This window comes from Actinoplanes palleronii (genome assembly GCF_016862315.1).
GTDB classification, from domain to species: Bacteria; Actinomycetota; Actinomycetes; order Mycobacteriales; family Micromonosporaceae; genus Actinoplanes; species Actinoplanes palleronii.
Window position 1 is genome coordinate 19,085 of the sequence record NZ_BOMS01000014.1, and the last position, 26,298, is coordinate 45,382.

The 26,298-nt window shown below is 70.1% G+C and carries 17 protein-coding genes and 1 pseudogene; 11 read left to right on the top strand and 7 right to left on the bottom strand.

The features are described from left to right. Positions 1–19: 19 nt before the first annotated feature. The 8 genes from Apa02nite_RS03980 (at position 20) to Apa02nite_RS04015 (ending at position 8,568) form a co-directional block, all read left to right on the top strand. On the top strand, positions 20–2,362 hold the full coding sequence (locus tag Apa02nite_RS03980; protein ID WP_203823884.1) for a DEAD/DEAH box helicase: 2,343 nt from the start codon (positions 20–22) through the stop codon (positions 2,360–2,362). 39 nt (positions 2,363–2,401) lie between these two features. Further along, a complete protein-coding gene (locus Apa02nite_RS03985; protein WP_203823885.1) occupies positions 2,402–2,872 on the top strand; it encodes a helix-turn-helix domain-containing protein in 471 nt (156 codons plus the stop codon). A 9-nt stretch (positions 2,873–2,881) separates the two neighbouring features. Continuing rightward, on the top strand, positions 2,882–3,448 hold the full coding sequence (locus Apa02nite_RS03990; protein ID WP_239164104.1) for a PIN domain-containing protein: 567 nt from the start codon (positions 2,882–2,884) through the stop codon (positions 3,446–3,448). Between the two features lie 298 nt (positions 3,449–3,746). Continuing rightward, a complete protein-coding gene (locus Apa02nite_RS03995) occupies positions 3,747–4,064 on the top strand; it encodes a type II toxin-antitoxin system RelE/ParE family toxin (RefSeq protein WP_239164105.1) in 318 nt (105 codons plus the stop codon). 30 nt (positions 4,065–4,094) lie between these two features. Then, the gene (locus Apa02nite_RS04000; protein ID WP_239164141.1) at positions 4,095–4,367 is read left to right on the top strand and encodes a helix-turn-helix domain-containing protein; all 273 of its coding nucleotides are present in this window, start codon (positions 4,095–4,097) and stop codon (positions 4,365–4,367) included. Positions 4,368–4,614: 247 nt separating this feature from the next. Beyond that, positions 4,615–5,094 carry an effector-associated constant component EACC1 gene (locus Apa02nite_RS04005; RefSeq protein ID WP_203823888.1) on the top strand — a complete coding sequence of 160 codons (480 nt, stop codon included), beginning with the start codon at positions 4,615–4,617 and terminating at the stop codon, positions 5,092–5,094. Beyond that, on the top strand, positions 5,075–8,308 hold the full coding sequence (locus Apa02nite_RS04010) for a caspase, EACC1-associated type (RefSeq protein ID WP_203823889.1): 3,234 nt from the start codon (positions 5,075–5,077) through the stop codon (positions 8,306–8,308). Before Apa02nite_RS04005 ends, Apa02nite_RS04010 begins: the two co-directional genes overlap by 20 nt. A gap of 101 nt (positions 8,309–8,409) precedes the next feature. Then, complete coding sequence (locus Apa02nite_RS04015) at positions 8,410–8,568, top strand: hypothetical protein (protein WP_203823890.1); 159 nt, start codon at positions 8,410–8,412, stop codon at positions 8,566–8,568. Between the two features lie 64 nt (positions 8,569–8,632). On the opposite strand, the gene Apa02nite_RS04020 is transcribed toward Apa02nite_RS04015, so the two are convergent. The 4 genes from Apa02nite_RS04020 to Apa02nite_RS04035 form a co-directional block, all read right to left on the bottom strand. Then, positions 8,633–8,818 carry a hypothetical protein gene (locus Apa02nite_RS04020; protein WP_203823891.1) on the bottom strand — a complete coding sequence of 62 codons (186 nt, stop codon included), beginning with the start codon at positions 8,816–8,818 and terminating at the stop codon, positions 8,633–8,635. A gap of 33 nt (positions 8,819–8,851) precedes the next feature. Next, a complete protein-coding gene (locus tag Apa02nite_RS52300; protein ID WP_203823892.1) occupies positions 8,852–9,247 on the bottom strand; it encodes a PIN domain-containing protein in 396 nt (131 codons plus the stop codon). Further along, positions 9,244–9,510, bottom strand: a complete 267-nt coding sequence (locus Apa02nite_RS04030) for a FitA-like ribbon-helix-helix domain-containing protein (protein ID WP_239164106.1) — start codon at positions 9,508–9,510, stop codon at positions 9,244–9,246. The genes Apa02nite_RS52300 and Apa02nite_RS04030 overlap by 4 nt, the downstream gene beginning before the upstream one ends. A 282-nt stretch (positions 9,511–9,792) precedes the next feature. Next, on the bottom strand, positions 9,793–14,916 hold the full coding sequence (locus Apa02nite_RS04035; RefSeq protein ID WP_203823893.1) for a diguanylate cyclase: 5,124 nt from the start codon (positions 14,914–14,916) through the stop codon (positions 9,793–9,795). A 203-nt stretch (positions 14,917–15,119) separates the two neighbouring features. On the opposite strand from Apa02nite_RS04035, the pseudogene Apa02nite_RS04040 reads away from it, so the two are divergent. After that, a pseudogene (locus Apa02nite_RS04040) lies at positions 15,120–15,413 on the top strand (SAM-dependent methyltransferase); the annotation flags it as partial. Positions 15,414–15,617: 204 nt separating this feature from the next. Here the strand turns inward: Apa02nite_RS04040 and Apa02nite_RS04045 are convergent. Both Apa02nite_RS04045 and Apa02nite_RS04050 read right to left on the bottom strand, forming a co-directional pair. Beyond that, on the bottom strand, positions 15,618–17,267 hold the full coding sequence (locus Apa02nite_RS04045) for an aspartate:alanine exchanger family transporter (protein ID WP_203823894.1): 1,650 nt from the start codon (positions 17,265–17,267) through the stop codon (positions 15,618–15,620). Continuing rightward, positions 17,264–18,118: an aquaporin gene (locus Apa02nite_RS04050; protein ID WP_203823895.1), complete on the bottom strand. Its 855-nt coding sequence runs from the start codon at positions 18,116–18,118 to the stop codon at positions 17,264–17,266. The genes Apa02nite_RS04045 and Apa02nite_RS04050 overlap by 4 nt, the downstream gene beginning before the upstream one ends. Before the next feature lie 270 nt (positions 18,119–18,388). On the opposite strand from Apa02nite_RS04050, the gene Apa02nite_RS04055 reads away from it, so the two are divergent. Further along, positions 18,389–21,676 (top strand): TIM-barrel domain-containing protein, encoded by a 3,288-nt coding sequence (locus Apa02nite_RS04055; protein ID WP_239164107.1) that lies wholly within the window; start codon positions 18,389–18,391, stop codon positions 21,674–21,676. Positions 21,677–21,766: 90 nt separating this feature from the next. Next, positions 21,767–22,714 (top strand): helix-turn-helix domain-containing protein, encoded by a 948-nt coding sequence (locus tag Apa02nite_RS04060; RefSeq protein ID WP_067684197.1) that lies wholly within the window; start codon positions 21,767–21,769, stop codon positions 22,712–22,714. Positions 22,715–22,730: 16 nt separating this feature from the next. On the opposite strand, the gene Apa02nite_RS04065 is transcribed toward Apa02nite_RS04060, so the two are convergent. Further along, positions 22,731–26,219, bottom strand: a complete 3,489-nt coding sequence (locus Apa02nite_RS04065) for a S8 family serine peptidase (RefSeq protein WP_239164108.1) — start codon at positions 26,217–26,219, stop codon at positions 22,731–22,733. Between the last annotated feature and the right edge of the window lie 79 nt (positions 26,220–26,298).

Consider the following 26,298-nt stretch of genomic DNA (forward strand, 5'->3'; position numbering starts at 1 on the left):
GGTGGTGTCCGTTGACGCGGTGACTGACGACGAGGTCGCTCGGCTGCGTCGTGAGCTGGAGCGGTTACGGTCGGAGAACCATCGGCTGTCGCGTCTGCTGGAGCTGCGGGGACAGGACACCGCTCCGGCGCCGGAGCCGCTCGCCGCGATGGCCACGCCAGGGCCGGTCACGATGGCGTCGCCGGTGCCGGAGAAGTTGGCGCTCTACGTCAACCTGTTCCGGGGGCGTCGGGATGCGTATGCGAAGCGGTGGGAGAACGACCGGCTGGGTGCAGCGGGGTGGTCTCCGGCGGTGGCGGGTGGCTGGCGCAAGGGAATGGACCGGCGTACGGCGGCCTATCTGCCGCTCACCGCGGAGGTGATTGCCGCCCATCTGGTCGGTGACGTGTTCATGGGACTGTATCCGCTGCTCACCGACAACAGCTGCCAGTTCCTGGCTGCGGACTTCGACGGCAGCGCTGCGATGCTCGATGCGCTGGCCTACTGCAAAGCCGCCCGAGCCAGCGGTGTCCCGGCGGCTTTGGAGATCTCCCAGTCGGGACGTGGGGCGCACGCCTGGGTCTTCTTCACCGACCCGATTCCCGCTGCCACGGCCCGATCGGTGGGAACGGTCCTGGTGTATGAGGCCATGGTGCTGCGCGGTTCGATGGACCTGCGCTCGTACGACCGGTTGTTCCCGAACCAGGACGCCCTACCCGACGGCGGCCTCGGCAACCTGATCGCGGCGCCGCTGCAGGGCCGGCGCCGCAAGGACGGCCTTACGCTCTTCCTCGACCTGGCGACCCTGGAACCGTACGAGGATCAATGGGCCTTCCTGTCGGTCCTCGACCGGCTCAGCCCCGGCGACGCGGAAAGAGTCGCCCGTCGTGCGAAACAGGCCATCGTGGGCGTGAGTGTGGCGAAGATGAGCAGGTCGGATGCCACCAAGGTCCACCCGCCACTGCCAACGACGGTGCAAGCAGATCTTGCGGCGGGCCTGAGTATCGACACCTCACAACTGCCGACGGCCGCATTGGCCACGTTCAAGCACGTGGCCTCGCTGGCCAATCCGAAGTTCTACGAGTTGCAGCGGCTTCGCAAGTCGACCTGGGACACGCCACGGTTCCTTCGCGGGTACGACATCACGCTGGACGGGCGCCTGGTTCTGCCGCGCGGGTTGCGGCACGCAGTCGGACGAATCGTCGAGGATGCCGGATCCCGATTGATGATCACGGATGCGCGGGATGCCGGCAGGGAGATCGAGGTCGCTTTCACCGCCGAGCTGACCACCAGGCAAAGCGCCGGGGTGAGTGCGATGCTCGCCCACGACGACGGCATGCTGGTGGCTCCACCGGGCTCCGGCAAGACCGTCATGGCCTGCGCGATGATCGCCGAACGCGCCACCTCGACCCTGATTCTCGTCGATCGCAAAGCATTGGCCGAACAGTGGCGATCACGCATCGAGCAGTTCCTCGGCGTACGACCGGGGCAGATCGGCGGCGGCCGGCGCAAGCTCACCGGTGTCGTGGATGTCGCGATGCTGCCCTCGCTGGCCCGGCGTGCCGACGTCGCGGACCTCACCACCGGGTACGGGCACGTGATCGTCGACGAATGTCACCACCTTGCCGCCGCAGCGTACGACCATGCGGTCAAACGGATCGGCGCGCAGTTCTGGCTCGGGCTCACCGCGACACCGACCCGCCGTGACGGCCTCGGGGAACTCGTGACCTGGCAGATCGGCCCTATTCGGCACACCGTGACCGACGAGGACCCGGATACGCTCGCCGCCGTCTGGCAGGAAGAGACCGGCCCGCGCCGCCTGTTGTTCGTGCACGAGACCCAGTTCCGGGCTGATGAAGAGGACCCGTCGTCACCGGGCGCACTGGCGGCCGTGCACCGCTCCCTGATCGGGGATGAAGCACGAAACACCCAGATCGTCGACGACGTCGCGGCTGCCCTCGCCAGGGGGCGCAACTGTCTCGTGCTGACCCGCCGGGTCGCCCATGTCGAAACTCTGGCTTCGCTACTCGCGGATCGCGGACATCAAGCACTCCTGTTGCAAGGCGGAATGACCGCTGTGGATCGGCGTGCGGCAGTCGACCGGCTCGCCGAGGCGAAGGCGGGCGACGGGATCCTGGTCATCGGCACCACGCCGTTCATCGGCGAAGGCTTCGACGCACCCGTACTCGACACCCTGTTCCTGGCCGGGCCGATCTCCTTCGACGGCCTCCTGGTCCAGTGCGCTGGCCGGGTCATCCGCGTGGCGCCCGGCAAGCACCTCGCGGAGGTGCATGATTACCACGATCCGGCGACGCCGATCCTGGCCGTTTCGCTGCAGCGTCGTATGCCCGGCTACCGGGCGCTGGGCTTCGTCAAGCCGTAGCGGCCTTTCGGATTTTTCGAATAGCGGTATGCTGGCTCCATGTCGAGCACCCTGCGTGAACGAACCGTTCTGCCGCCGGAAAACCCCGCCGACCTGGTGCGTTTCGCGCGGGGTCTGGCCGACGCCGAGCCCTCCGCGCGAGCGAAGCTGGTGGGCCCGGACGGTTCGCAGCTCGACATCCCGGCCGAACTCTACGAACTGCTGCGTGACGTTGTCGGCGCTCTGTCCCAGGGCATGGCCATCTCGATCGCCCCGCACAACACGATGCTGACCACCCAAGAAGCCGCTGACCTGCTCAACATCTCACGACCCACGCTGGTCCGCCTGCTCACCGACGGCGAGATTCCGCACAGCCTGCGCGGTCGGCATCGACGGGTCCTGCTGCGTGACATCCTCGACTACTCCGAACGCACCCGCACCGAACGCCGCCGCGCCCTGGACCAGATGGCAGCCGATGCCGAGGACGACGACCTGTACGAGATCACCCTCGACTCCCCGCCGTCGAGGTGACAGCCGGTCATGGTGGCGTTCCCGGCGTTCCTTGACACCTGCGTGCTCTACCCGGCCTACCTGTGCGACACGCTGCTTCGCCTCGCCGAAGCCTCCGCATACCGGCCGCTCTGGTCGGCCGACGTCTTCGCCGAACTGCGTCGCAACCTCATCGAGCGTGGGCTACCACCGGATCGGGTCGATCGGCGGATCGGCCAGATGAGCCGGTCATTCCCCGACGCCCTGGTCACTGGCTACGAGTCACTTATCGACGGTATGACGAACCATCCGAAGGACCGGCACGTTCTGGCTGCCGCCGTACGCGCCAATGCCGAAGTCATCGTTACCTTCAACCTCAGCGACTTCCTCGAGCCGGCCCTCAAGCCCTACGACATCGCGGCCATCCACCCCGACGATTTCCTCCTCGACCAACTCGATCTCTACCCCGGCTTGACCACGGACGTGCTCCGTCACCAAGCCGCGTCCTACCGACGAGCGCCGAACACCGTGCCGGAGGTCCTCGTTCTTCTGCAGCGCACCGGCGTGCCCAGATTCGCGGCTGAAGTACGACGCCATTTCGGCCTTCCGGCTTGGTAGCGCAGCCGTCCGAGGCGGCTGAAGGCGGGTGCAAATCAGGCTGACGGGATGGACGAAACACCCCTTGAACTGGCCAAACGTACCGGTAATGGGTCGCCGGTGACGGCGATCGGGTGGTTCGCATGGTGCAACGTCCGGCCCACTCCACGCCTGACCTGCGTGTTCATGCTGGTCAGATGTGGCATTGCGCGAACCGGCGCCGTTGTCCGTGGTGAGTTGACGGTAGGGCTCGCTTCCCGGTTCGGCGCGATATAGCATCTCTGCTATGCCGTGGGGAGCTGTCGAGCTGGAGCCAGAGGTGGAGAAGTGGCTGGAGAGCCTGCCGACCGCTCACTTTGCCCACGCGGCGTTTTACATCGATCTGCTCTCTGAGCAAGGGCCACTGCTGGGTGAGCCCTACACAAAGCAGCTCGACGGCAAGTTGCGCGAACTGCGATTCCACCTGGATCGCCGCGCAGTTCGGATCACGTACTGGATCGCCACCGACAGGAGGATCATCCTGTTGACGGTCTTTCACAAGACGCGCATGCGGGACGAGCGGGAGGTCGACCGGGCGCGCCGGGCATTGGCGCGGTGCATCGACGAGGCGCACGAAGTCGTGGACGAGGAGGGCTAGGTCATGAGCGAAAGTGGCGGTTGGGCCGCGATGCGGGAGCGGCGGTTGGCTGAGCCCGGTGCCGCTGAGGCGTACGACGCGGCGCGCCTAGCATTCGAGCTCGGGCGTTCCGTTCGGGAGCTTCGCGAGCGCCGAGGTTGGAGCCAGACTCAACTTGCTAAGAAATCGGGAATGACGCAGTCCGCGGTCGCCCGGTTCGAGGCTGGTGGGACCGTTCCGACCTTGATGGTGCTGGAGCGGCTGGCGGCGGCCCTGGACGTGAGTCTCAAAGTGGGGTTCGAGCCGCGTGGTGCGGCCGCTTGAGCCGGCTGGTGCTCGTGCCACGGCGTCCAAACCGCTCATCGCGTACCACTGCGTGTCCGTGACCTGGCCAAACAATCCATCAGCGGGTCACCGATGACAACGGTGGTGTGGTCGCATGGTGCAACGTGCGGCCCTCACAGGTCTTGAGTAGCCAAATGGCCCACCGCGATGATTCAGAGCGGTGGGCCTTCGTCATGGTTTCGGGAGCTGCGCGGGAGCGGGGTCGGCCCCCACCGGGGTGGCCGTGGTGTCGTTGCAGTTCGACAAGCTCGCCCAGCGCATCCCGGTGCAGGCCCACAGCGGTCCCTGGCCGACGTGGTCCCGCAGCGTCGAGGCGGTCCACCGGCTGACCGTTCGGGTCGCGACATCGCCAGCCTCGACGTGCTTGAATCCATTCATGATTGTTGTCGCCGGCGTCTCGGACGAGAAGGATCTGCCAGCCCTTCAATCCCTCTACGCCTGGCTGCGGCGCGAGCACGAGGTCGAGGCCGTCTTCAGCCCTCGCTATCAGGGCGCCGCCGAGATCGTCAATATCGTGCTGAGCAACTCCATCGCCCTCGCCGGCTTCCTCGTGTCATTGCGGGCATGGCTCGGTGCCCGGCCCCGGAGGCCGCCGATAACCGTCACCAGGAGGGGAATGACGGTGACGGTTGACGGCTCGCCGGAAAGCTTGGAACAGCTGGAGAGGTGGCTTCGCGAGGAACTGGATGACGACGGGGGCGAGTGACCGCCTGCCCGACCCGGCACGGTCGCGGGCTGTCCTGATCGGGCCGGGCCCGTACCGTCGGCTGAGCCCGCTGGACTCCGCGCGCCGCAGCATCGATCGCGTCCAGGACCTGCTCGAGGACCCCACCGTCTTGGGGCTGCCGGCGGAGAACTGCAGCAACATCTCCGACCTGACCTCGACCGACGAAGTCGAACGGCGGCTCTTAGAAGCGGCGGGGGCGGCCGAGGACATGCTGCTGTTCTACTTCGTCGGCCACGGTCTGCTGGAGTCGGACCGATTGCATCTTGCCTTGGCCGACGCAGACGGCGACTCTTTCCTGGGCGCAATCGCCTACGAGCGCATCCGCCACGCCATGCTGAGGAGCCGGTGCCTGTCCAAGGTGATCATCCTGGACTGCTGCTACAGCGGGAACGCCGCCATGGGTGCGGCCGATGACTTGGTTGAACTCACCCGGGTCGGCGGGTCCTACCTGTTGACCGCCTGCGATGCCAACCACCTCGCGGTGGCCCCCAAGAACGAGCTCTACACCGCCTTCACCGGGGCGCTGGTTCACCTCCTGGACCAGGGCGAGCCGGACGGACCTGAACTGCTCAGTGCCTGGCAGGCGTGGCGGTGGTTGCACGGTCGGCTGCGTGCTGGTGGACACCCGCTGCCCAAGCAGTACACCGAGGACGCGGGCCCCGACATCGTGCTGGCCCGTAACCGCGCCGCGGGCCGTGCGTCGGCCGTCACGTCCGGTCCGGCCTCGACGCCCACCCCGACCCCGCCGGTGTGGACGCGACCCGACGCGTTGGTGGCGGAAGTGGTGGCCCTCCGAGCAACCGAGCGGGATGGTACGGCCGACCAACTGCTCGACTCGACCGGTGCCGGCCGTGCCCTCCAGGAGGTGGTCGCGGCCGTCGACCGCCTTGACGCTGCCGATCTACCGAAGGAAGCTGGACGTGTCCTGACCGCGGCGGCCGGCCGACAAGCCGCGCAGGTCTGCGAGCTGATCGAAATGCTCGGCCGGCTGGCACGGAACGACATGCGGAACCGATTCCTCGACGCACTCGCCCGGCAGAGCGCGACCGCCGTGGTCGGCGCCGCCGCGCTCCTGGCTGGGGTTCAGCCGGCCCGCAGACCGGCCACCCGGGACAGGCTGGCGAGAACCACCGGATCCGTCCCGGCGAAAGCGGCACCACGGACGGCGAGTACGCACGTAGACCCGCAACTGCCTGGCCGGCTGACGCGCGTGGACCAGAACACTCTGCTCGACCGCGCGATCGACGCCCGCTTCGACCGCCCCGACGAGCTGATCGAGCTGGTCGCGGCCATCTCCACCACTCCCGAGCTGAGCGGCGTTCTGAACGACCTGCTCGACCGAACCGCGGGCCGGATCCGGCCGGCCGGAGCAGCCGAACTCGGCGACGTACTGCGTGACGCCGGCCGACAGGAGGCAGCGTTCCGCCTCTACCGGGTGGCCGGGTCGGTGCTCGCGGACCGGAAGCCGGCTGACGTCGTTGCGCTTGCGGCAACGATGCGGTCCGCGGGAAGCCAGGCGCAGGCGCAGCGCCTGATCGACCTGGCCGTGGCCGGCTGCCGCGACCCGGCGCGCTACTTCGGATTGCTCGAGGCTACCCGGATGGCGCGACTGTCGGACGTCGTCGCCCGGCTCACCGACCAAGCGGCGGCCGGACTGGCCATCGAGGATCTACTGAACCTGGGCGACCGGCTGCGGCGGGCATCCCAGGACAGGGAGGCCACCCAGCTTTACCTCTCGGCGGCCGGGTCGCGGCCGGCCGGCGAGATCGCCGGGTACTTGCGCGACCTGACCGAGGCCGGGCGGCCCGACGACGTACGCGCTGTGCTCGAGTTGGTGGCCCACCGGGACGGCGTAACGGTCGCGGAGTTGCATCGTTTGCTGGCCGAGCCGGACACCACATCGGCGAACACTCTCGTTGGCCTGGTTCGCGCGCGTGGACCGGTCGCGCTTGGGCGGTTGGTGGCCGGAGCGGAAGATTCGCGGTTCGACCACCTGCTGGACGAGATGCCGCCGAACGACGTCCTGATCGTGCTGCTCCAGCTCGAACGGGCCGGACGGCGCGTTGCCGCGCGCCGGGTGGCGGCGAAGTCGACCGAGCCGATCATCGCGTGGCCCGAGGGCTCGACACCGTCGGAGCAATGTCTGCTGGCCATCGATCTGTCGGTGGCCCGGGGTGCCCGCGAGTCCCGGATGATCGGACCGCCACCGGACCACGCGGTGCTCAGACGGCTGTTGACGGCCGAGCCGCCGGGGATCGTCGTTGGTGTTCTGACCCTGACCCAGGAGGACAGCTCGCTGGTGAACGCGGTCATCGACGACCTGGTCGCGCGGCGCGACCAGGTTCGGTGGATTGCTCGCCTGCACCATCTCAGTGTCCGTGTGCATCGCCCGGACATTATCGATCGCTTCCTGTTACGCATGCTCAAGAAGCAGAGCCCGCGCCAGATCGCCGAACTGGTCGAGCACCTCGACCGCGACGGCCAGGCGCCGATGATCGAGCGGGTTGCCGGTCTGCTGCGCACAAAGGGATGGAACCGATGGATCGCCCCATGGATCGCGTCGCTGCTCGACGACCGGCGGCTCGCCACCGTGATCGACGACGTCCCGGTTCGCGGCCGGGACCAGTTGACCGACCTCGCGGCTGACCAGGCCCTGGCCGAAATCATCGCCGATGACCGCCCGGCCGACGGTCGCCTGCTGGACGTAGACATCGACGTGTCACTCAGCGTCCTCGACGTAACCCGGGGCTGGCACCCGCAACTCGGCCACTGCACCGGTGAGTCGGCTCGCTGGTTCTGCCAGGTCAGCGCGTTCTCCACGATCCTGCTCGGTTTCACCGATCGCGCCGTTTACTATCGTGCCGCCCTGATCGAGGAGGAAAACCACCGGATCCCGTACTCGCAGCTCGGCAACGTCGCCTTCCAGGCCGAGCGCCAGGCGATTCACGGCATCAGACGGGAACCGGGCAGCCGGGAGACCTTCGTCTGGCCGGCCGAGAACGCCAAGCCCTGGGAGGTCCGGCTGGCCGTTGAGTTGCTGCAACGGCTGGCCGACGCCGTTCATCAGGTCGACGCCGTCGATCCGGACCAGCCGCTGTTCCCGGATCCGGCCCTACGGCTCGTTCCACCCATGCTGCCGGATCTGCCTGCGCTCACGGCCGTACCGCCGCCAACACCACCGGGAAGCGGATGAGGGCCGCAGGTGGCGGCCGGTCAGGGCAGCGTCGGATTGTCCCTACCGTTCCCGACCATCTGGCGAACCATGCCCAGGCCATGAACGGCTGAAGACCTCCCGTGACGATCCTGGCCGAGATCGCGCTCGCTTCCGGGGTCGATCGCGTGGGCGTGCTGCCCGCAAATGATCCGCGCACGGCGATCGGGCCTTCTCAGCGCGCTGAATCGGGCGGCAGCTGGGGCACATCGGCGCGGAAGAAGCTCAGCAGCAGACCGTAGGGCCTGCCGGGTGTCCCCGTCGGTCGGTGGTTGGGGCTCTCCGGTCATCGCACGCAGCCGGGCTTCAGGGCGTCCGCTTCGGGTCGGTCATCCAGAGGTGACGCAGTTCGGTGTGCGAGGGCTCGCCCGGCTGGGCCGGCAGCATCTCGGCGAGTGCCGCGTGGACGAGGAACTCCGGGCCGACCGGGGCGTCCTCATGCACCTTGAAACCGCGGCTGACCAGAGCGGCGGCCAGATCTTCTTCAGGCATTCGCGGACCGATCAGTTGGCCGGCTGCCATGGATCAAGAAGGCTGATGCCGGTATCTACGAAGTCTCTGGTGGTCCGGGTGGCCAGACGCCGTTTGCGAGCGGCAGATGGCGGCGATCTGCGCGTCGAACCCGCTGATCGGGTTGCCCTGTTTACCGGCTCGCGACGATGTCGGCGTAGGCGCTGGCGGAGGCGAGGTCGAAGGGCAGGACCTGGCGAGGGAAGGCCGCGAATATCTCGTCGCCGCCTGATGCAGCGATTGTCGCCGTTGGCCCTCCGGGATGCGCGCGATGCCGTATCGGATCTCGGCGATAGTGACCGCGATCGTGTGCAAGCCGTCATCGGAACTCCGCTTTAGCCAGGCGAGCACCGCCGCAGCAGGTTCAGGACGCATGAGTCCGGAGACCACGTTGGTGTCGAGGACGATCATCGCTCCGGCAGACTCGCAGCCCTGGGCGGGGTGGTGCGTGGCGGCAGGTCGAACTTGGCGCCATCGAGCTGCGCGAATCGTTCCGTGAGAGCGCTGAACAGATCGGTTCGTGGCGCATCATCGGTGACGGCGATGGTCAGGATGGCGCGGATCTCGGCCTCCATGGAACGGCCGTCACGGGCGGCGCGAAGACGTAGCTTCTCCTTCACCGTCGTCGAGATCTCTGATGCTGAGAGCCGCCATGAAACCTCCCTCAACGTCATGAACTGATAGCACTGCTAGCGCACCGATTGGGCATGTCGCGCCGCCACGAGTGACCCTCTCGGGTGCGCCAATCCCGTCACAGCTCGGCCTAGATGCGACGTGAGCTGGCCAAACGCCCGCGTAGCGGGGTACCCGGAACGTCGATCGCGTGGTTCGCATGGTGCAACGTCCGGCCCACTCCTGCGATGAGCGGGACGTTCGCAAAGGACCAGGTGAACTGCGCGAACCAAGCGGAGAGCGGTCCCGGTTACGGATCGGCCCTCCGCCTCTGTCCTACGCCGTCACCGGTCTTCGTCGTCCCTGCGGTTGAGGCTGGCGAGGTATCGGTTGGTTTCGGCGAGGTCGAACGGCTTGGGCTCTTGCGGATCGTCCTCGGACCGGTCTTCGACGGGTGAGTCGCCGGAGAAGCCGGTGCGCGGCGCGCAGCACACCCGGTTGCGGCCGTCCTGCTTGGCCCGGTAGAGCGCCGTGTCGGCGCGGGCGAGAAGCTCCTGGGCGGTGTCGGCGAGCGGGCCACCCACCGAGGTGGCGACACCGAGGCTGATGCTGACATGTCCGTCGACGCCGGCGACATGCGGCACCCGCAGTGCCTCCACCGCCCGGCGGATGCGCTCGGCGGTCACGGCAGCGCTGTCGGCGTCGGTCTCGCCCAGCACGAGAACGAACTCCTCCCCGCCGTAGCGGCAGGCCAGATCGGTCGCTCCGCGCACACTGGCACCCAGCGCAGCGGCGACCTGGCGCAGGCACTCGTCGCCACCCGGATGACCGTAGTGGTCGTTGTACTTCTTGAAGAAGTCGACGTCGACCATGACGACCGAGAACGGCCTGCCGGAACGGGTGGCCCGCCGCCACTCGGCATCGGCGGCGCGTTCGAACTGCCGACGGTTGGCCAGGCCGGTCAGCGCGTCGGTGGCGCTGAGAATCTCCAGCTGCCGGTTGGCCGCGGCCAGTTCCCGGGTACGTTCGTCGACGCGCTGTTCGAGCGACGCGTACAGAAGCGTGTTGTTGAGTGAGACGACCAGCTGCCCGATGATCAGCATGACGGCGCCGAGCCGGTCGGTGGTGAACACCCCGCTGGTGTGCCGGTTGGACAGCACCAGCATGGCGCGCGGCTGATCGTGGTGCAGTACCGGTACGACGAGCAGCGAGCAGCGCCGCGCGCCGGTGAGGTACGGATCGCGGCTGAACCGGTCGTCGCGGGTGGCGTCCTCGACCAGCACCGGTTCGCGGGTACGGGCCGCGTACTGGAAGGCCGTCAACGGCAGAAGACCACGCTCAGCCGCGGCGATGACCGGCAGTTGCGCACCGATGCTCGGGCCCGCCGGCACCGCCCATTCGCCGTTGTCGTCGTGAATGACCAGCACCACGTCCGCGGCTCCGGTCAGGGTGGTCAGCTGCTCGACGATGGCGGTCTGCAGGCTGTCCAGGTCGGTCGCCGAACTCAGCGCGTGCGAGGCGCGTAGGATCGCCGTGGTGTCGATCGTGTCGGCGTTGATGCTCGTGGTGTACGACGTCAGGGTGCCCTTGAACGCCGAGGTGGCGCGCGCCTGGACCGAGTCGGGCAGGAACCGGTAGGCGGTGTCGAGGTGCCCGACCTTCCCGGTGGCACCCCAGTCCAGATAAGTCTGCCTAGCCTGTGCCAGCAGCTGCCGCCCGAGCCACTGCCAGTCGTGTGCCAGGTGGAACACCGCCAGACGCTCGATCAGCAGAGCTCGATGCCAGGGGCGGCGCACCGACTCGGTCTCTCGGATGCCTTGGTCGAATGCGGCCACGGCCCCGGCCACGTCACCGACGGCCCAGGCCCGCTCGGCGTCGACCAGCCGGACCAGATGCCGGAAGTTGACCGGTACCTCCAGCGCACGCGCGGCCAGCCAGTCACGGCACTCGCCGAGCTCGGCGAGCAGGGACTCCGGCTCGGCGTGTTCGTGGCGGCGCAGCTGTTCGGCCAGCGACAGCGCGCGTACCAGCGGGATCAGGGCCTGCGCATAGCCGACGACGGCCTCGCGCAGCGACATCGCCGCGGCCGAGTGCCGTTCCAGCGCCGGAGCGTCGCCGAAGATGGCCGCAGCCACCGCCCGGTAGGTGTGGTAGAAACCGGCCGCCAGAGGTTGCCCGCCCACCTGCTCCAGATGCAGCTGCTCGGAGAAGTCCTGGTCGTCGAATGCGCCGGCAGCGGTACGGCCCAGCAGCGCCCGCCCCAGCTGCCGGTGGGCCACCGTCACCCGGCCCGAATAGTGATTGCCGGTACGCGCGTCGAACGCGGACGCGGACTCGATCTCACCGAAATACGACTCCACCGACCGGCCACAGTCCAACTGCCCGGCCAGCACGGTGAAACTGGTCGCGCTGGCCATCTGCAGATCCCCACCTCGCACCAGACCCTCATACGCCTGCCGGGCCTGTTCGATGCCGCTCTCCAACGGCTCCATCCACGGCATCAGCTGCAGCGCGTAGCGGTGCCGCAACAGCGAGGTGAACGGCTCGTAGTCGCGGGCCTCGCTGACGGCCAGCACGTGCCGGCCGATCCGGCCGCCGGTCCGGTAGTCGCCCAGCAGCGACGCCATCATCGGGCCGATCGTGGGTAGCGTCGCCGCAAGCATCGCCGACGGTCCGTGCCGGTCCCACAACTGCCGGCTCTCGAGCAGGATCCACGCCACGATCGGCCGCTCCTGCAGCTGGAACGCGGTGGGCAGCAGACGGTTGAACAGACGGGTCGCCGCGATCACCCGGTCATCGGTGATCTCCGGGCGGGCCAGGTCAGCGGCCGGGTCCAAGGTGTCGGCCCATGCCGCAAGCTCCCGGAACCGATGGGGAATCCGCGCGCCGAACTCAGCCCCGGGGGCGTTCCACCCGAGCCGGGCCAGCAGGTCCAGACCGAACGTGAGCGCCTCGCGGTGCCGCATGCGCTGGGCCATGCTGTTGAGCTGGGCGTTGGCTGGAACCGACAGCCGCACCGGGTCGGGGTCGCCGCGTTCGATCGCCGCGTACACCTCGTCGGCCTCGTCGAGCCGTCCCAGCGCGTACAGGGCGGCGTGCCTGCGGATCCGCACCGAGATCATCCGCAGGTCGTCGTCACCGGTGCCGAGCCCGGCCAGGATCTCCGTGGAGGCGCACAGGAACCGCTCCGCGGCGAGATGATTGCCCGCGCGCCAGGCGTCGTCCGCGGCGGTCCCGTAGAGCGTGACCATCGTGCGCCGCTCCACCGGGTCGTCGACCACCTCGCCGGCACCAAGGTACTGTTCGGCCGCGTGCACCGCGGTGCTCGGGCAGCCGGCCAGGCGGCGGGCGATGTCCAGTCGCAGCCGGGCGCGATCCGGGCCGGACAGACCGACGAACACCGCCTGCTGCACGCGGTCGTGACGGAACCGTACCCGGCTGATCTCCGCTAGGCCGTCCTGCTCGCCCGCCATGGCCAGCAGCCCGTCCTCCAAGGGCGGCGTCAGCAGGTCGGTGATCACCGTGGGTTCGACATCGACGGCCCGCGCCAGCACCGGCACCTCGGTCTCGCCACCCAGGCAGGCCATCACCCGCATCACCGTGTGCGACCGCTGCGGCAGGCGAGTGACGCGGTCCCGCAGAACAGCCAGCACGTCGCTGTGACCGACGCGGTCGCGGACCACGGTCTCGTCCCACCGCCAGTCCTGCTCGACCACGGTGAGGACACCCTCGCGGCGCAGGGCGTTCACCAACTCCAGGGTGTCGTACGGGTTTCCGCCGGTCCACCGGTGCAGGACCCCGGCCAGCCGCGCGGCCCGCTCCGGCACCAGCCGGAGCATCTGCGACAGCAGTGTGCCGGCGTCACCGGGCGGCAGGTTCTCCAGGAGCATCGGCGCCGTCACGACCCTCAGCCGCTGCCAGCGGGCCACCATCGCCGACAACGGGTGTGCGGCGTCCACCTCCTGCGCCCGGTAGGCGCCGACCACCAGCAGGCCGGGCAGTTGCGGTTCGGTGAGCAGGGCGTCGAACAGTCCCAGCGAGGCGGGGCCGGCCCACTGCAGGTCATCGACGACAAGCACCAACGGCCGGTGCGGGGTGACCACCGCCCGGATCAGGTCCACCAGTGCCCGACGCAGCCGCAGTTCGGACTCGACCGGGTCGCCGCCGGCAACCTGGTGGTCACCGCCGAGCAGGACGGCGAACTCCGGCAACGCGCCGGTGATCAGACCGATGTTGGCCGCCAGCGCCTCGGTCAGCCGTGCGGTCAGCGGGGTCAGCACCTTCTTCGGCTCGGCCAGCAGCAGCCGGCCGACACCGCGGATGGCCTGCAACACCGAACCGAGCGCGCCCTCCTGCTGGTACTGATCCGACTTGCCCGTCACGTACCATCCGCCGGCGGTCGCCACCGCCCGTCGCAGTTCGTTGATCAGCGCCGACTTGCCGACTCCGGCAGCGCCCGCCACCATTACCGCGCGGTCGGTGCCAGCCACCGCCCCGTCGAGCGCACCGCGCAGCGTGCCGATCTCCTCGTCCCGCCCGACCAGCCTCGACGGAGCCGTCAAACGCGGCGGGAAGTCCCACTCGCCGAGCGGGAACCGTTCCAGCGGGGCCCGTACCACCCGGGACAGATCCTGGGCGAGACCTTCGGCGCTCTGATACCGGCGGTCCGGCTCCTTCTCCAGCAGCCGCGCGACGATCTCCGACAGCATCGGGGGCACGTCGGTCCGCAATGCGCCAAGAGGCCGGGGCACCTCCAGCAGGATGTCGTGGATCAGGCGCAGTTCGTCCTCCTGCGGGAAGGGCGGATGTCCGGCGAGCAGTTCGTACAGCGTGGAGCCGAGCGAGTACAGGTCGGCACGGTGATCGACCGGCAGCCCGGTGCGCCCGGTCTGTTCCGGTGGCAGATGCAGCAGGGTGCCGACGATCTGGCGCGGGTTGACGAATCCGGGCCGGTCCTCGGCGAACGTGCTGGCCACGTCGAAGTCGATCAGCACCGGTCGCCCGTCGTCGGTCAGCAGCACGTTGGCCGGGTTGACGTCCTTGTGCACCACTCCGCGGGCGTGCATCGCCGCTACGGTCCGGGCCAGCGACAGCCCCAGGTCGGCTGCGGCCTCCGGCCCGAACGACTGCTGTGCCGCAGTAGCGGCCAGCGACTTCCCGCCGTCGTCGGCCAACACGATCGCGTCGGGATGGGTGAAACGGGCGCGCCGCGCCACGCCGGACACGTCGTCCAGCCGATCGAGGATCGCGGTCTCGTGCCTACGGCGCGCGACAGCGCCCGGGCCCGTCGACTCTTTCCAGATCACCGTGCCACCGTCGGGCAGCCACACCCGCCGCACCTGGGACCGTTCGTTCTCGGCCAGCACCTGCTGCCGGCACCCGGACAGAACCAGAGTCGCGCGCCGCGCGACGGTTGCCTCGACGGCGCCCGGGCCGGTGGTGCTCGTCCATTGCTGCGGCGTCGTCATATGACCTCACCCATGCATCCGGCGAAGCGCCGCGACGCCTGCCGCGACACGCCGAGTCACTGCCATTACACCAGCGGTGATCACGCGCCGTTGCCGTTCGCCAGGACCCGTCGACCCGGATTGCCAGCCCGCCGGGAGTACAGGTGCGGCCGCTTCGCGACGGTCGGCACCGCCCAGTCAGCCACCGGGGTCGGTGACCACCGTTGTCCCGGGCCGCCGACATCGGCAGTTCGGATGTTCACCGGCGCCGAAAATGCCATCCGGCTCTCGCGCTTCGACTGTGGACGATCGGCCGGGTCCTCGGCGGCAAGGACAACTTCGCGGCCGACCGCGAGGCTGCCCAGGCGGGTCTGCGGGCGAACCCGGACAGCCGGATTCCGCCACGGGGGAACCGGCTGTTCCTGCGCAGGGCCGTGCGGTATCTGGCCGAGCGGGGCATCGATCAGTTCCTCGACATCGGCACCGGGATACCGAGTGCACCGAACGTTCACCACGTCGCCCAAGGGATCAATCCGCCGGCACGGATCGTCTACGTGGACAACGACCCGATCTCGGTGAGCCCGCCGACCGATCGTCGCCGTCCGATGCACAGGTCTCGGTTTACGGTGCGGTGGCCCGCAAACCGTGATGCGATCGTTCGGCTCCTGGCCGCAGGCGGTGAGTTCGGCGGGGTGCCGGACCGCCGGGAACCGCCGGGCCGGTCAGTGGTGGAGCAGCACGATCATCAACTGTGCGATCAGGACTTTCAACACCATCGCGACCGGGAAGACCGTCGAGTACGCCAGGGCCGGCAACTCGTTCTTGGCCCGGTCCTCGGCGAACGTCAGCACGGCCGGGTTGGTGTCGATGCCGGCCATGACACCCATCAGCCAGGACAGCGGCATGCGCAGCAGCCTGCCGGCGACGATGCACGTGACGGCGGTGCCGGCCGCTACCAGCGCGCCGGCCGCGATCATCTTCCAGGCGCCACCGTCGGCGAACCCGCGTACGAAGGCGCCGCCGGATTTCAGCCCGACACCGGCGAAGAACAGCGCTACACCGACCTGACGGAGAACCAGGATCGTCGACCGGGGCTGATGCCAGGTGAGGCGGCCGGTCCGGCCGATACGGCCCAGGGCCAGACCGGCGATGAGCGGCCCGGCGGCTAGGCCGAGGCGCAGGGTGGCGCCACCTGCCAGCGGAATCGCGATCGTGCCCAGGAGCAGGCCCAGCGCGAGACCGAGGGTCAGGCCGGTGAAGTCCACCCGGGCCAGCGACTGGTCGGAGTCGCCCAGCAGCGCCGTCACGTCAGGCATGTGGTCCCGGGTGGTGACGACGCGAACCCGGTCGCCGAGCAGCAGCCGGGTGGTGGGGGTCGCGATCAGGTCGTGGTCGCCACGCCGTACCCGGGTGATGAGCGCGCTGTGCCGCCGCGGCAGATCCAGGTCGCCGACGGCCGTGCCGACCAGCGCGGGAGCGGAGACGGTGATGCGGCGGAAGTCGAGGGTGCTGCGGTCCAGTGACAGCGTCGGCCAGGCGTTTTCGCCCAGGCGGATGACGAGGTCCCGGGTGGCGGCGCGGGTGCCGACGATCGACACCAGGTCACCGTCGTGCAGGGCGTCGGCCGTTCCGGCCAGGCACATCTGGTCGCCGCGCCGCAGCCGAACCAGCAGCGCCTCGCCGTCGCGCGCCAGGTCGTCGGTGAGTCCACGGATGTCGGTGCCCGCGCCTCGGGTGACGCGCAGGGTCCGTTCGACCAGGCGCCTCGGGGCGGGGGCCAGATCGGTGTTCTCCCCGGCTTCGCGCTCGAAGTCGACTCGGACGAGGATCAGGTAGGTGACAAGAGCACCGATCATGGCGACGACGCCGTACCCGTAGGTCAGGCTCATGCCGACTGCCGCGTCATTGGCCAGGGCGCCCGCGTGGGCCGGGTCGATGGCGCGCAGCGCGTCCTGGGCAGCGCCGAGCGCAGGCACGTTCACCAGCGCACCGGCGAACACTCCGGCAGCGGTGGAGGGGGTGAGGTGGAGGCAGGCCGCGGCCCCGGCGGCGAGCAGGGCCGCGACGGCGAGGACGCCGGCGACGAAGGCGTTGTCACGCAGACCGCGCCGGCGCAGGGCGGCGAAGAAGGTGGGGCCGCTGGCAAGACCGATCAGGTAGACGAACAGGGCCAGGCCGAACTGGTCGGCGAAAGCCGGTAGTCGTAGCCGCTCGTCCAGGGCGCCGACGCCGAGACCGACGAAGAAGACCGCGGCGACGCCGAGCGCGACGCCGCGGATCCGGATGTTGCCGAGCAGGTGCCCGGCGCCGAGGACGACCGCGCACAGCAGGACGGTGTTGGTCGCCAGCATGGTGATCGGGGACAAGATCACCCTCGGTGTCGTGTGGTGGCCGCGCGGGGCGGTCGAGACGAATGATGGGGCGTTGCGGCCCAGCGGGTCCGCCGGTCCTGCGTTCGGGAGTTCTCGGTGCGCCGGGTGACGACACGAGCGTCCGACCGTGGCGCCGCGGCCTTCGGCCGGTGCTCGACCGGCGTCCTGCCGTACTGCGGGTACAGGAGCGGGACCAGCGCGCATGCCACTGCCAGCCCTGCGGCCTGGGCCGACAGGAAACCCGGAACGGAACCGGGAGCTATGCCGGCTTCGGTGCCGGTGAACATCCGTGCGACGGTCACGGCGGGGTTGGCGAAGCACGTGGACGAGGTGAACCAGCAGGCCGCGCCGATGTAGGCGCCCACCGCGCCGGGGCCGGACGCGCCGCGACCGGTGCGTACCAGGGCGGCGATGAGGATCAGCAGGCCGGCGGTCGCGACCACTTCGCTCAGCAGCACGTGGCTGCCGGAGCGGCTGGTGTCCGCGATGGTCACCGCGGGCCGGTCGAACATCGTATTGCCCAGCACCGTACCGGCGAACGCACCGGCCAGCTGGGCGCCGACGTATCCCGCCAGCTCCCTCGTGGCCAGCCCGGTCCCGGTGCGGCGGCCGAGAATCCAGTCGGCCGCGGACACGACCGGGTTGAAATGCGCATGCGAAACCGGTCCGAAGGTGTAGATCACGGCGACCAGGGCGAGCGCGACGGCGCCGGAGTTCTGCAGCAGCCGGAGGCCGGCGTCGCCCGGCGACAGGTCGGCCGCCATGGCGCTGGTGCCGACCACGGCCATGAGCAGGAGCGCGGTGCCGAGGAACTCGGCCAGCAGCCGCCTACGTAGTGACGGATCTTTCATGCTTGCTCCCGTCACTGTGCCGGCGGTGGCGAGCCGGCTTCTCGTACCTGCTCGCAGCCTAGGAATGCCGGCGTCCGCCGGTGAGGGCCATCGGACCCGGCCGGCCGGGACCCAAGGCCGCTTCGGGCGGGATGCCGGCGCGCCGCCGGGTGTGCCGTCGCGCCCAGCCGATCAGGCAATATCGATGATTGCCTATTGACACTCGCGTGCGGAGGGGCGAACGCTGGGTCCCGGCCGGATGGCGAGCGTGTCGGGCAGGTAGGGGGCGTCGTGACGGGTCGCAGTCAGCTCTGCGTACGGATGGCCGTTCTTCTCGCGGTGCTGCTGACGCTGGCCGGCACACCGGGCACGGCGCTGGCCGCGCCCCGGCCGCCGGACGTACGCGGGCAGAGCGTGCGCGTCGGCCACCTGCGGGTTCAGGTGCTCAGCCCGACGTTGCTCCGCCTGGAGTACGCGGCGGACGACGATTTCGAGGATCGTCCCACCTTCAACGCCGTCGATCGGGCTCCCGGGCACACCCCGTTCCGGGCCACCACCGGCCGCGGCGAACTGCAGGTCCGCACGAGCGCCGTGACTCTGCACTACCAACTGGACAGTGGCCCGGTCACGGCCGCCAACACCACGCTCGACCTCACCGTCGGCGGCCGGCGCACCAGCGTGCGGCCGGCGTTCGGCGCACAGCCCGGCGAGACGCTCGGCGGCTGGTACCGCGGTCTTGACTACTACGCCGGTCAGGCCGGTCCGGTCGATCAGCTCAGTCTGCACCCCGGGCTGCTCGACAAACAGGGGTGGTACCTGCTCGACGACACGGCTACCGCAGTGCGTACCGGTGCCGACTGGCTGGCGGCGCGGCCCGCGCGCACGGGGACCTATCAGGACGGTTACCTCTTCGGGTACGGGCACGACTACCTGCGTGCGCTGGCCGACCTGCGTACGCTCACCGGCCCGTCGCTGCTCCCGCCGGAGTGGGCGTTCGGCACCTGGTTCTCCAAATACCAGGCCTACAGCGAAAGTGACTACGAGAACCAGATCCTGCCGGCGTTCAAGAGCAACCGGGTGCCGCTCGACTCACTGGTCATGGACACCGACTGGAAGGCGCCGAACCAGTGGGCCGGCTGGAACTGGAACACCACCCTGTTCCCGGACCCCGCCGCGTTCATCGCGCACCTGAGGTCGGAAGGCGTCAACGCCACCCTCAACGTCCACGCGGCGATCAGCGGCGACGACCCGCGCTTCGGGGCGGCGCAGGCCACCGCCAAGGGCAAGCTGCAGCCGTCCACCAACAGTTTCGCGCCGAACCCGTACCGCTTCGACTGGGGTGACGTCGACCAGGCCGCCGCGTTCGCGCAGTTGCACCAGCCGTTCGAACAGCAGGGCGTACGCCAGTGGTGGCTGGACTACTGCTGCGACGACAGCACCGTGAGCACCCCCGGTGTCACCCCGGACAGCTGGGTCAACGAGCTGTACCGGCGCGACGGCGACGCGCGGGGACTGCGGGGCTTCGCCCTGTCGCGGATCGGGGCGTCCTTCCCGTCGTACACGACGGCCGGGGCCTCCGGCCCGTGGGCCGAGCATCGCAGCACCGTGCACTTCACCGGGGACACCGAGGCGACGTTCGCCACGCTCGCCTTCGCCGCGGCGATGACCCCGGCCGAGGGAGCGAGCATCGGCCAGTCGTATGTGAGCCACGACATCGGCAGCTTCGCCGGTAAGCACCTCAGCGACGATCTCTACCTGCGCTGGATCCAGCTGGGCGCGTTCCAGCCGATTCTGCGGCTGCACTCCGACCACGGCGATCGGCTGCCCTGGGAGTACGACGACGCGGTGAGCGGACCGGCCGCCGATTTCCTGCGCCTGCGCGAGTCGCTGGTGCCGTACCTCTACACGGCGGCCCGGCAGAACCATGACAGCGGCATCCCGATGGCCCGGGCGCTCTATCTGACCTGGCCGGAGCAGGCCGAGGCCTACCAGCACGACACCGAGTACCTGCTGGGCGATTCGTTGCTGGTCGCGCCGGTCACCACGGCCGGCCTCAGCACCACCGCGCCGGTCTGGTTCCCGCCCGGCACCTGGACCGATTTCTTCACCGGCGAGACGTTCCGCGGGCCGGTCACGCGTACGGTCGGCGCGTCGCCCGACCACATGCCGGTCTACGTGCGCGCCGGCGGCATCCTCGCGCAGCGGGCCGGCGACGTGAACATCGCCGGTCAGGCCAAGGACCGGCTCACCCTCACGGCATACCCGCACGCGTCGGGGACGACCTCGGTGTACGAGGACGGCGGCGAGGGCCTCGGCTACCGCGCCGGCCAGTACGCGCGCATCCCGGTCCGCTACACCGAGGGCAGGCGCTCCGCGCTCACTGTCGGCCCGGTCACCGGCGGGTACCCGGGTGCTCCGGCCAGTCGCCGTTACACCGTGGCGTTCGCCGGTGTGTCCCGCCCGCACCTGGTCACCGCCGGTGGCAGGCCCGTGCAGTGGACGTACGACGGGGTCCGGCACCTGCTCACCGTGACGGTGCCGAGCACCGCGTCCGGCCGGTCGGTGACCGTCGAGCACGACGGGGCGGTGCTCACCGTGGGCCAGCGGCCCGCCGTCGCCGCCACGTTCACCGCACCCGACGGGCTGCAGTCGGGTGCGACGAGCACGGTGGTGACCACCGCCACGAACCACGGACCGGGCACGATCACCGACGTGTCGGCCACCACCACGGTGCCCGCGGGGTGGGTGATCACTCCGCGTACGCCGACCACCGCTGCCTCGCTCGCCCCCGGCGCCACGTTCACGGTGACCTACGACGTGACGCCGGCCGGTGCCTCGCCGCGGACGCAACCCGCGACGGCGCACGTGGCGTACCGGAATCCCGACGGCACCGCGGCCAGCGTGCCCGCCGCGCTCACCGTTCCGCTGAAGCCGGTCGCGGTGACCTTCCGTGTCCTCGCGCCGCCGGGCACCCCGCCCGACGCGACGCTCTACGTGCCGGGCAGCATCGCCCAGCTAGGGCCGTGGGACCCGGCCAAGCAGCCGATGACCTATCGGGGCGACGGCGTCTGGGAGGCCACGGTGTCGATCCTCGACGGCACGGATGTGCAGTACAAGTACACCCGCGGCAGCTGGGACACCGTCGAGGAGTGGGGCTCCATCACCGGGACGAACAACCGCAGCGTGACGATCGACGGCGGGATCACGCACACGATGCTCGTCGACGACACGTCCACCGCGTGGGGCAGCCCGGGTGTTCCGGACATCCACCAGGCGATCCGGTACTGGCGCGATCCGCTGGTCGTCGCCACGACCACGACCGCCGGCGCGGTGACCGTACGGTTCGAGCGTGACATCCAGCCGACCGGCGCGGACTATGCCGGCTCGGTCGCGGTGACCGGACCGTCGGGCGCGGTCTCCGGCGCGGTGGCCGAGACCGAACCGGGCACGCTGGTCTGGACCCCCGCGGCGCCGCTGCCCGCCGGGTCGTACACGGGGATCGTGTCGCAGGTGACGAGCGCGGTGTCCGACGGTGTGCCGATCCAGAAGCCGTACTCGTTCGCCTTCACCGTGAGCTGATCAGCCGTGCGGGCGCGGGAGCACAACGAGTCCCGCGGGTGCGGGCTGTGCCGGTAGGGACCGGTAACGAACTGCTCGTATGGTGTGCGCGTGAACGAACGGCTCGACCTCCTGCCGGTTGCGGAGCAGCAGGCCTACCGCCTGCTGCTGCGGATGGCCGGGGCCGGCCCCGCCGACCTCGCCGTCCACGCCGGCATCGATGTCGCCGACGCCGCCGCTCTGCTCGAGTCGTTGCGGGACAAGGGACTTGCCGCCGGTGGGCCGTCGTTCGACGCGTTGCCGCCCGATGTCGTGCTCGGTGAGGTCCTGCTCCGCGAGCAGCAGGATCTCGAAGCGGCCCGGCGGATGGTCGCCTCGCTCAGCGAGGAGTACCGGACGACCGCGCGGCGCCGCAGCGCCGACCATCTCGTCGAGATCGTGGTGGGTGCCGGTGCGTTGCGGCAGCGGCTGCGGGAGATGCAGGACTCGGCGCGGGACGAGATCCTCTGGTTCTGCCGGGCGAACCCGATCGCCATGCAGGGTCCGGAGAACACCGAGGAGACGTCGGCGCTGACCCGCGGGGTGCGCTACCGGGCGATCTACGAGCGGGAGCTGCTGGAGAAGCCCGGTGAGCTGGACAGCATCGTCGAGGCGATCAAGCTGGGTGAGCAGTCGAGAACCCTGCCCACCCTGCCGGTACGGCTGGCCATCGCGGATCGTGCGCTGGCCATCTGCCCGCTGGTGCCGGACGCGGTGCGTGGCCTCGGCGAGCCGAGCGCCGCGGTGATCCGCTCCAGTGAGCTGCTCGACGCGCTGATCGCGCTGTTCGAGAGCTACTGGGAGCGGGCCACCCCGCTGTTCCCCTACGGCGCCGCCGAGGAACCCGACCGGTTGCTGTTGTCGCTGATCGTGGCCGGCATGCCGGACAAGTCGATCGCCACCCATCTCGGGGTGAGCAAGCGGACCGTCCAGCGCAGGGTCGACCGGTTGATGGACGTGGCCGGGGTGGACAGCCGGGCCGGCTTGGCGTTCCAGGCGGCCAAGCGCGGCTGGCTGTGATCCCCGCCGTGCGGGATCATGCGCGTCCGTAGGCGCGGAGCACGGTCTGCGCGACCGTGTTCCCGTGCCGGTCGGTGGCGCTGACCCGCAGCGACACGGTGCCCCGGCCGGAGGGCACCACGAAGGCGCCGCGGGACGACGCGGCGGAGAACCAGGTCTTTCCCTCGTCGAAGGAGAGCGACACGGCCACCTTCCGGGCGCCGGGGACGGTGACCCCGAGCCGGTGGGCGCGGACCGTGGCGGTGCCGGACAGCGAGACCGGCGCCGCGTACCCGATCTGGAGCATCGGCAGGGTGCCGGCCGCCGACGACCGGAACGTCCACTCGGTGCTCGTCGAGCGGGCGTACTGCCATTCGTCGCCGGCTCGCGCGGTGGTCAGGGCGAGCCGGAAGGTGGCGCTCCCGGCCGGGATCGTGACGTCCCGCCAGGCATCCCGGGTCTCGCTGATCAGCGTGCCGTTGCGGTAGAGCCGCGCGGCCGACTGATCCGCCTCGTCGATGGTGAAGTGCTTGTCGCTCGCGTCGACGAAGTCGGCCACCCGCAGGTTCAGGACGTCACCGGTACGTCTGCTGGCGTACCCAGCCGGAGTCGCCGGGCGCACCACCGGCGCGGCCCAGGTCTCGGTGGCCGTGCCGCTGCGCGGATAGGTGCGCGGCCGGTCGGCGAAGCCGGTGTCGAGCGCCGAGTCGAGGTCACTCCACGGATAGTCCTGGTGGACGTGGTGCTGCCACAGACTGTCGCCGGCCGAGACCCACTCCTCGCGGACCGCCGGGGTGGCCGCCGTGCGCTGCCGGTCGTTCCACGCGTAGTCCTGCCACGGCCGCCAGCCGAACCGCTGCTCGCGCACCCAGCCCAGACCGCCGTTGTGCGCGTAGCGGGTGGTGATCCGGTACGAGTTGGCCGCCGTCACCTTGTGCACGATCTGCGCGGGCACCTTGCCGCTGGAGACCTGCAGAACGTCGTACAGATAAGGGGTTTGGGGTGTCATCGTGAGGTCCAGGAACCTGGACGTGATCGTGGTCCCGATGTCGTGCGAGATCAGCAGGGCCGGGATGGGCAGCCGCTCAGTGGCCGAGGGGTCCCACGTGCTCCAGGCAGCCGAGTCCGGCCCGCGCATCAGCAGCACCAGACCGGCGCCGGCGTCCGCGGCGCGCTGGACCGCCTCGTATTCATCACCGTCGACCGGAACGATGACGGCTCGCCCCCTCGCGGAAGACGAAGCGGACGACGCCAGCGAGAACCGGCGGGTGCCGGTGAAGACCGGACTGGTCGGCATCGGACGCAGGTCGTAGGTGCCGGCCCCGGCGAAGGACGCCCGGGCGAACGGCGCCACCAGCTGCCACCGCGACGAGAACTCGTAGGCGCCCTTGCGGACCTGCGCGGTCGGGGTGACGTTGACCTTTTCGGTCGCGCTGAAGTCCATGAAGCCGTTGTCGATCTGCCGGCCGGTGCCGGTGACCCGGTGCACGTAGTAGCTGAGCACCGCCTGCTGCTCCGCGGGCCTCGGCGTCTCGATCCTGATCGGCTTGGCCTTGCGGGCGTCCAGCACGACCCGCATGTCCCGGTCGACGTGCAGCTCGGGGATGGTGACGAGGGTGTCCTCCGGGTGCATGCCGGTGCCCACGGCGAGGGTGGCGTCGACCAGGTAGTCGCCCTCGGCCACGTCGACCCAGCCGTCCTCGCCGCTGCCCAGGTAGCCGAGCGCGTCGAACCGCCGGTCGTCGCCGAACATCTGGAACACCGGCACCCCGGTGGGCCCGCCGTCCTGGCCGACCGCGGTGAAGGTGACCTTGTGGTGCGGAGGGTCGATGGTGCCGCCCAGCGCGGTGGTGACCAGTACGCCGTTCGGGCCGGTCGCGGTCAGCCAGCCGCCGAGCACGCCGTTTGTGCTGCCGGCGCGGTTCAGGGTGAGCGGCACGGCGACGGTTCCCCCGGCCGGCACGGTCACGGTCGCCGGCGCGGTCACGTTCGGCATGCCGGCCTTCAGGGTCAGGGTGACCGGCGCCGTCCCGGCGTTGCGGTAGGTCACCGTCCGGCCGGTCGCGGTGAGACCGAAATCGGCCACACCGGTGCTGGTCACGGTCTGTGTGGTGGCCCGGGTCAGGTCGACCCGGCCGGCGCCCTGGCCGTAGACGGTCGCCCCGGCGCTGACCTTGCCCGTGCTGACCAGCGCGTCCTTCAGCCGCGGGCCGGACCAGTCGGGGTGCTGCTGTGCCAGGATCGCGGCGGCGCCGGCCACGTGCGGGGTGGCCATCGAGGTGCCGGACGCGGTGGTGTGCAGGGCGTCGACCGGGGTGCCCATCGTGGTGCCGGCCGCCCGGGCCGCCACGATGTCCACGCCCGGCGCGGTGATCTCCGGCTTGAGGCCCTGGTCGAGCAGGCGCGGGCCGCGGCTGGAGAACTCGGCCAGCCGGTCGTCCCGGTCGACCGCGCCGACGGTCAGCGCCGAGGTCGCGGCGCCCGGGGTGCCGACGGTGTAGTCGCCACCCTCGTTGCCGGCCGCGACCACGAAGAGCGCGCCGCCGGAGCTGAGCTCGTTCACGGCCTCGCTCATCGGGTCGGTGCCGTCGGTCGCGTCGCCGCCGAGACTCATATTGATCACCTTGGCGCCGCTGTCGACGGCCCACTGCATGCCCGCGATGATCCCGGACTCGTAGCCGCTGCCGGAGTCGTCGAGCACCTTGCCGACCAGCAGCCGCGCGCCCGGCGCGACACCCTGCGCGCCGGCCGCGATCGAGGCCACGTGGGTGCCGTGCCCGAAGTGGTCGACGGTGTTCCCGCTGCCGCTGAAGTCCTCGGCCGCGGTGATCCGGCCGGCCAGGTCCGGGTGGCCGGCGTCGATGCCGGTGTCCAGCACGGCGATCGTGACACCGGTCCCGGTCAGCCCGGCCCGCCAGGCCGCGGGCGCGCCGATCTGCTCGACGTTCGGGTCGGCCGCCGCGGTGACCTTGCCGTCCAGCCAGATCCGGGTGGGCGCGCCGGTGCTCCGGGCGCTCTGCCGGCTGCGCCAGAAGGCGGCCAGCGATTGCTTGTCGGCACGCACGGCTTCGGCGCCGAGGCTGGGCAGGCGGGTGGTTGCGGTGGTGTTGAGGGTACGGACGGAGCCGCCGGCCGACTGCACGATCAGCGGGAGCGTGCTGTTCTCGGCATCGCCGTACCCGTCGGCGAGCAGATGCTCCACGTTGAACAGTTCGGCATCCAGTTGCCCGCTTTTGATCATCGGTACCGCGTCCAACGGCAGCACCTGCAGCCCGTCGCCGGCCTCGGTGGTGCGGAACGCGACGCCCTCCCGCCCGGGTGCGGGCCGCACCGTCGCGACGTACCGGCCCTCGCCGGCCGGGGCGAGCGACACGACGTCACCGGTGATCAGCGTGATCGCCCGAGCCGTACCGCCCGGTGCCGCCGGTGTGACCGGTGTGCCCGGCGCGGCCCGGCCGGGTGCCGCCGGGAGACCGGCGATCAGGGCTCCGACCAGTATTACCGCGGTTCCTGCTCTTCGTCGCACGGCCGTCTCCTTCGCGTCACCGGCGCCCCGGATCATGTCGGGGCGACGACTCGCATTTTCAAGAACACCGATGCGTACG

Bases quoted from the DNA above. Each gene is read 5' to 3' on its own strand.
- Apa02nite_RS04050 (WP_203823895.1), bottom strand. From the start codon at position 18,118: ATGAAAGATCCGTCACTACGTAGGCGGCTGCTGGCCGAGTTCCTCGGC.
- Apa02nite_RS04030 (WP_239164106.1), bottom strand. From the start codon at position 9,510: ATGACGTTGAGGGAGGTTTCATGGCGGCTCTCAGCATCAGAGATCTCG.
- Apa02nite_RS04010 (WP_203823889.1), top strand. From the start codon at position 5,075: ATGACGACGGGGGCGAGTGACCGCCTGCCCGACCCGGCACGGTCGCGG.
- Apa02nite_RS03985 (WP_203823885.1), top strand. From the start codon at position 2,402: ATGTCGAGCACCCTGCGTGAACGAACCGTTCTGCCGCCGGAAAACCCC.
- Apa02nite_RS04000 (WP_239164141.1), top strand. From the start codon at position 4,095: ATGCGGGAGCGGCGGTTGGCTGAGCCCGGTGCCGCTGAGGCGTACGAC.
- Apa02nite_RS04035 (WP_203823893.1), bottom strand. From the start codon at position 14,916: ATGACGACGCCGCAGCAATGGACGAGCACCACCGGCCCGGGCGCCGTC.
- Apa02nite_RS04020 (WP_203823891.1), bottom strand. From the start codon at position 8,818: ATGCCTGAAGAAGATCTGGCCGCCGCTCTGGTCAGCCGCGGTTTCAAG.
- Apa02nite_RS52300 (WP_203823892.1), bottom strand. From the start codon at position 9,247: ATGATCGTCCTCGACACCAACGTGGTCTCCGGACTCATGCGTCCTGAA.
- Apa02nite_RS03990 (WP_239164104.1), top strand. From the start codon at position 2,882: ATGGTGGCGTTCCCGGCGTTCCTTGACACCTGCGTGCTCTACCCGGCC.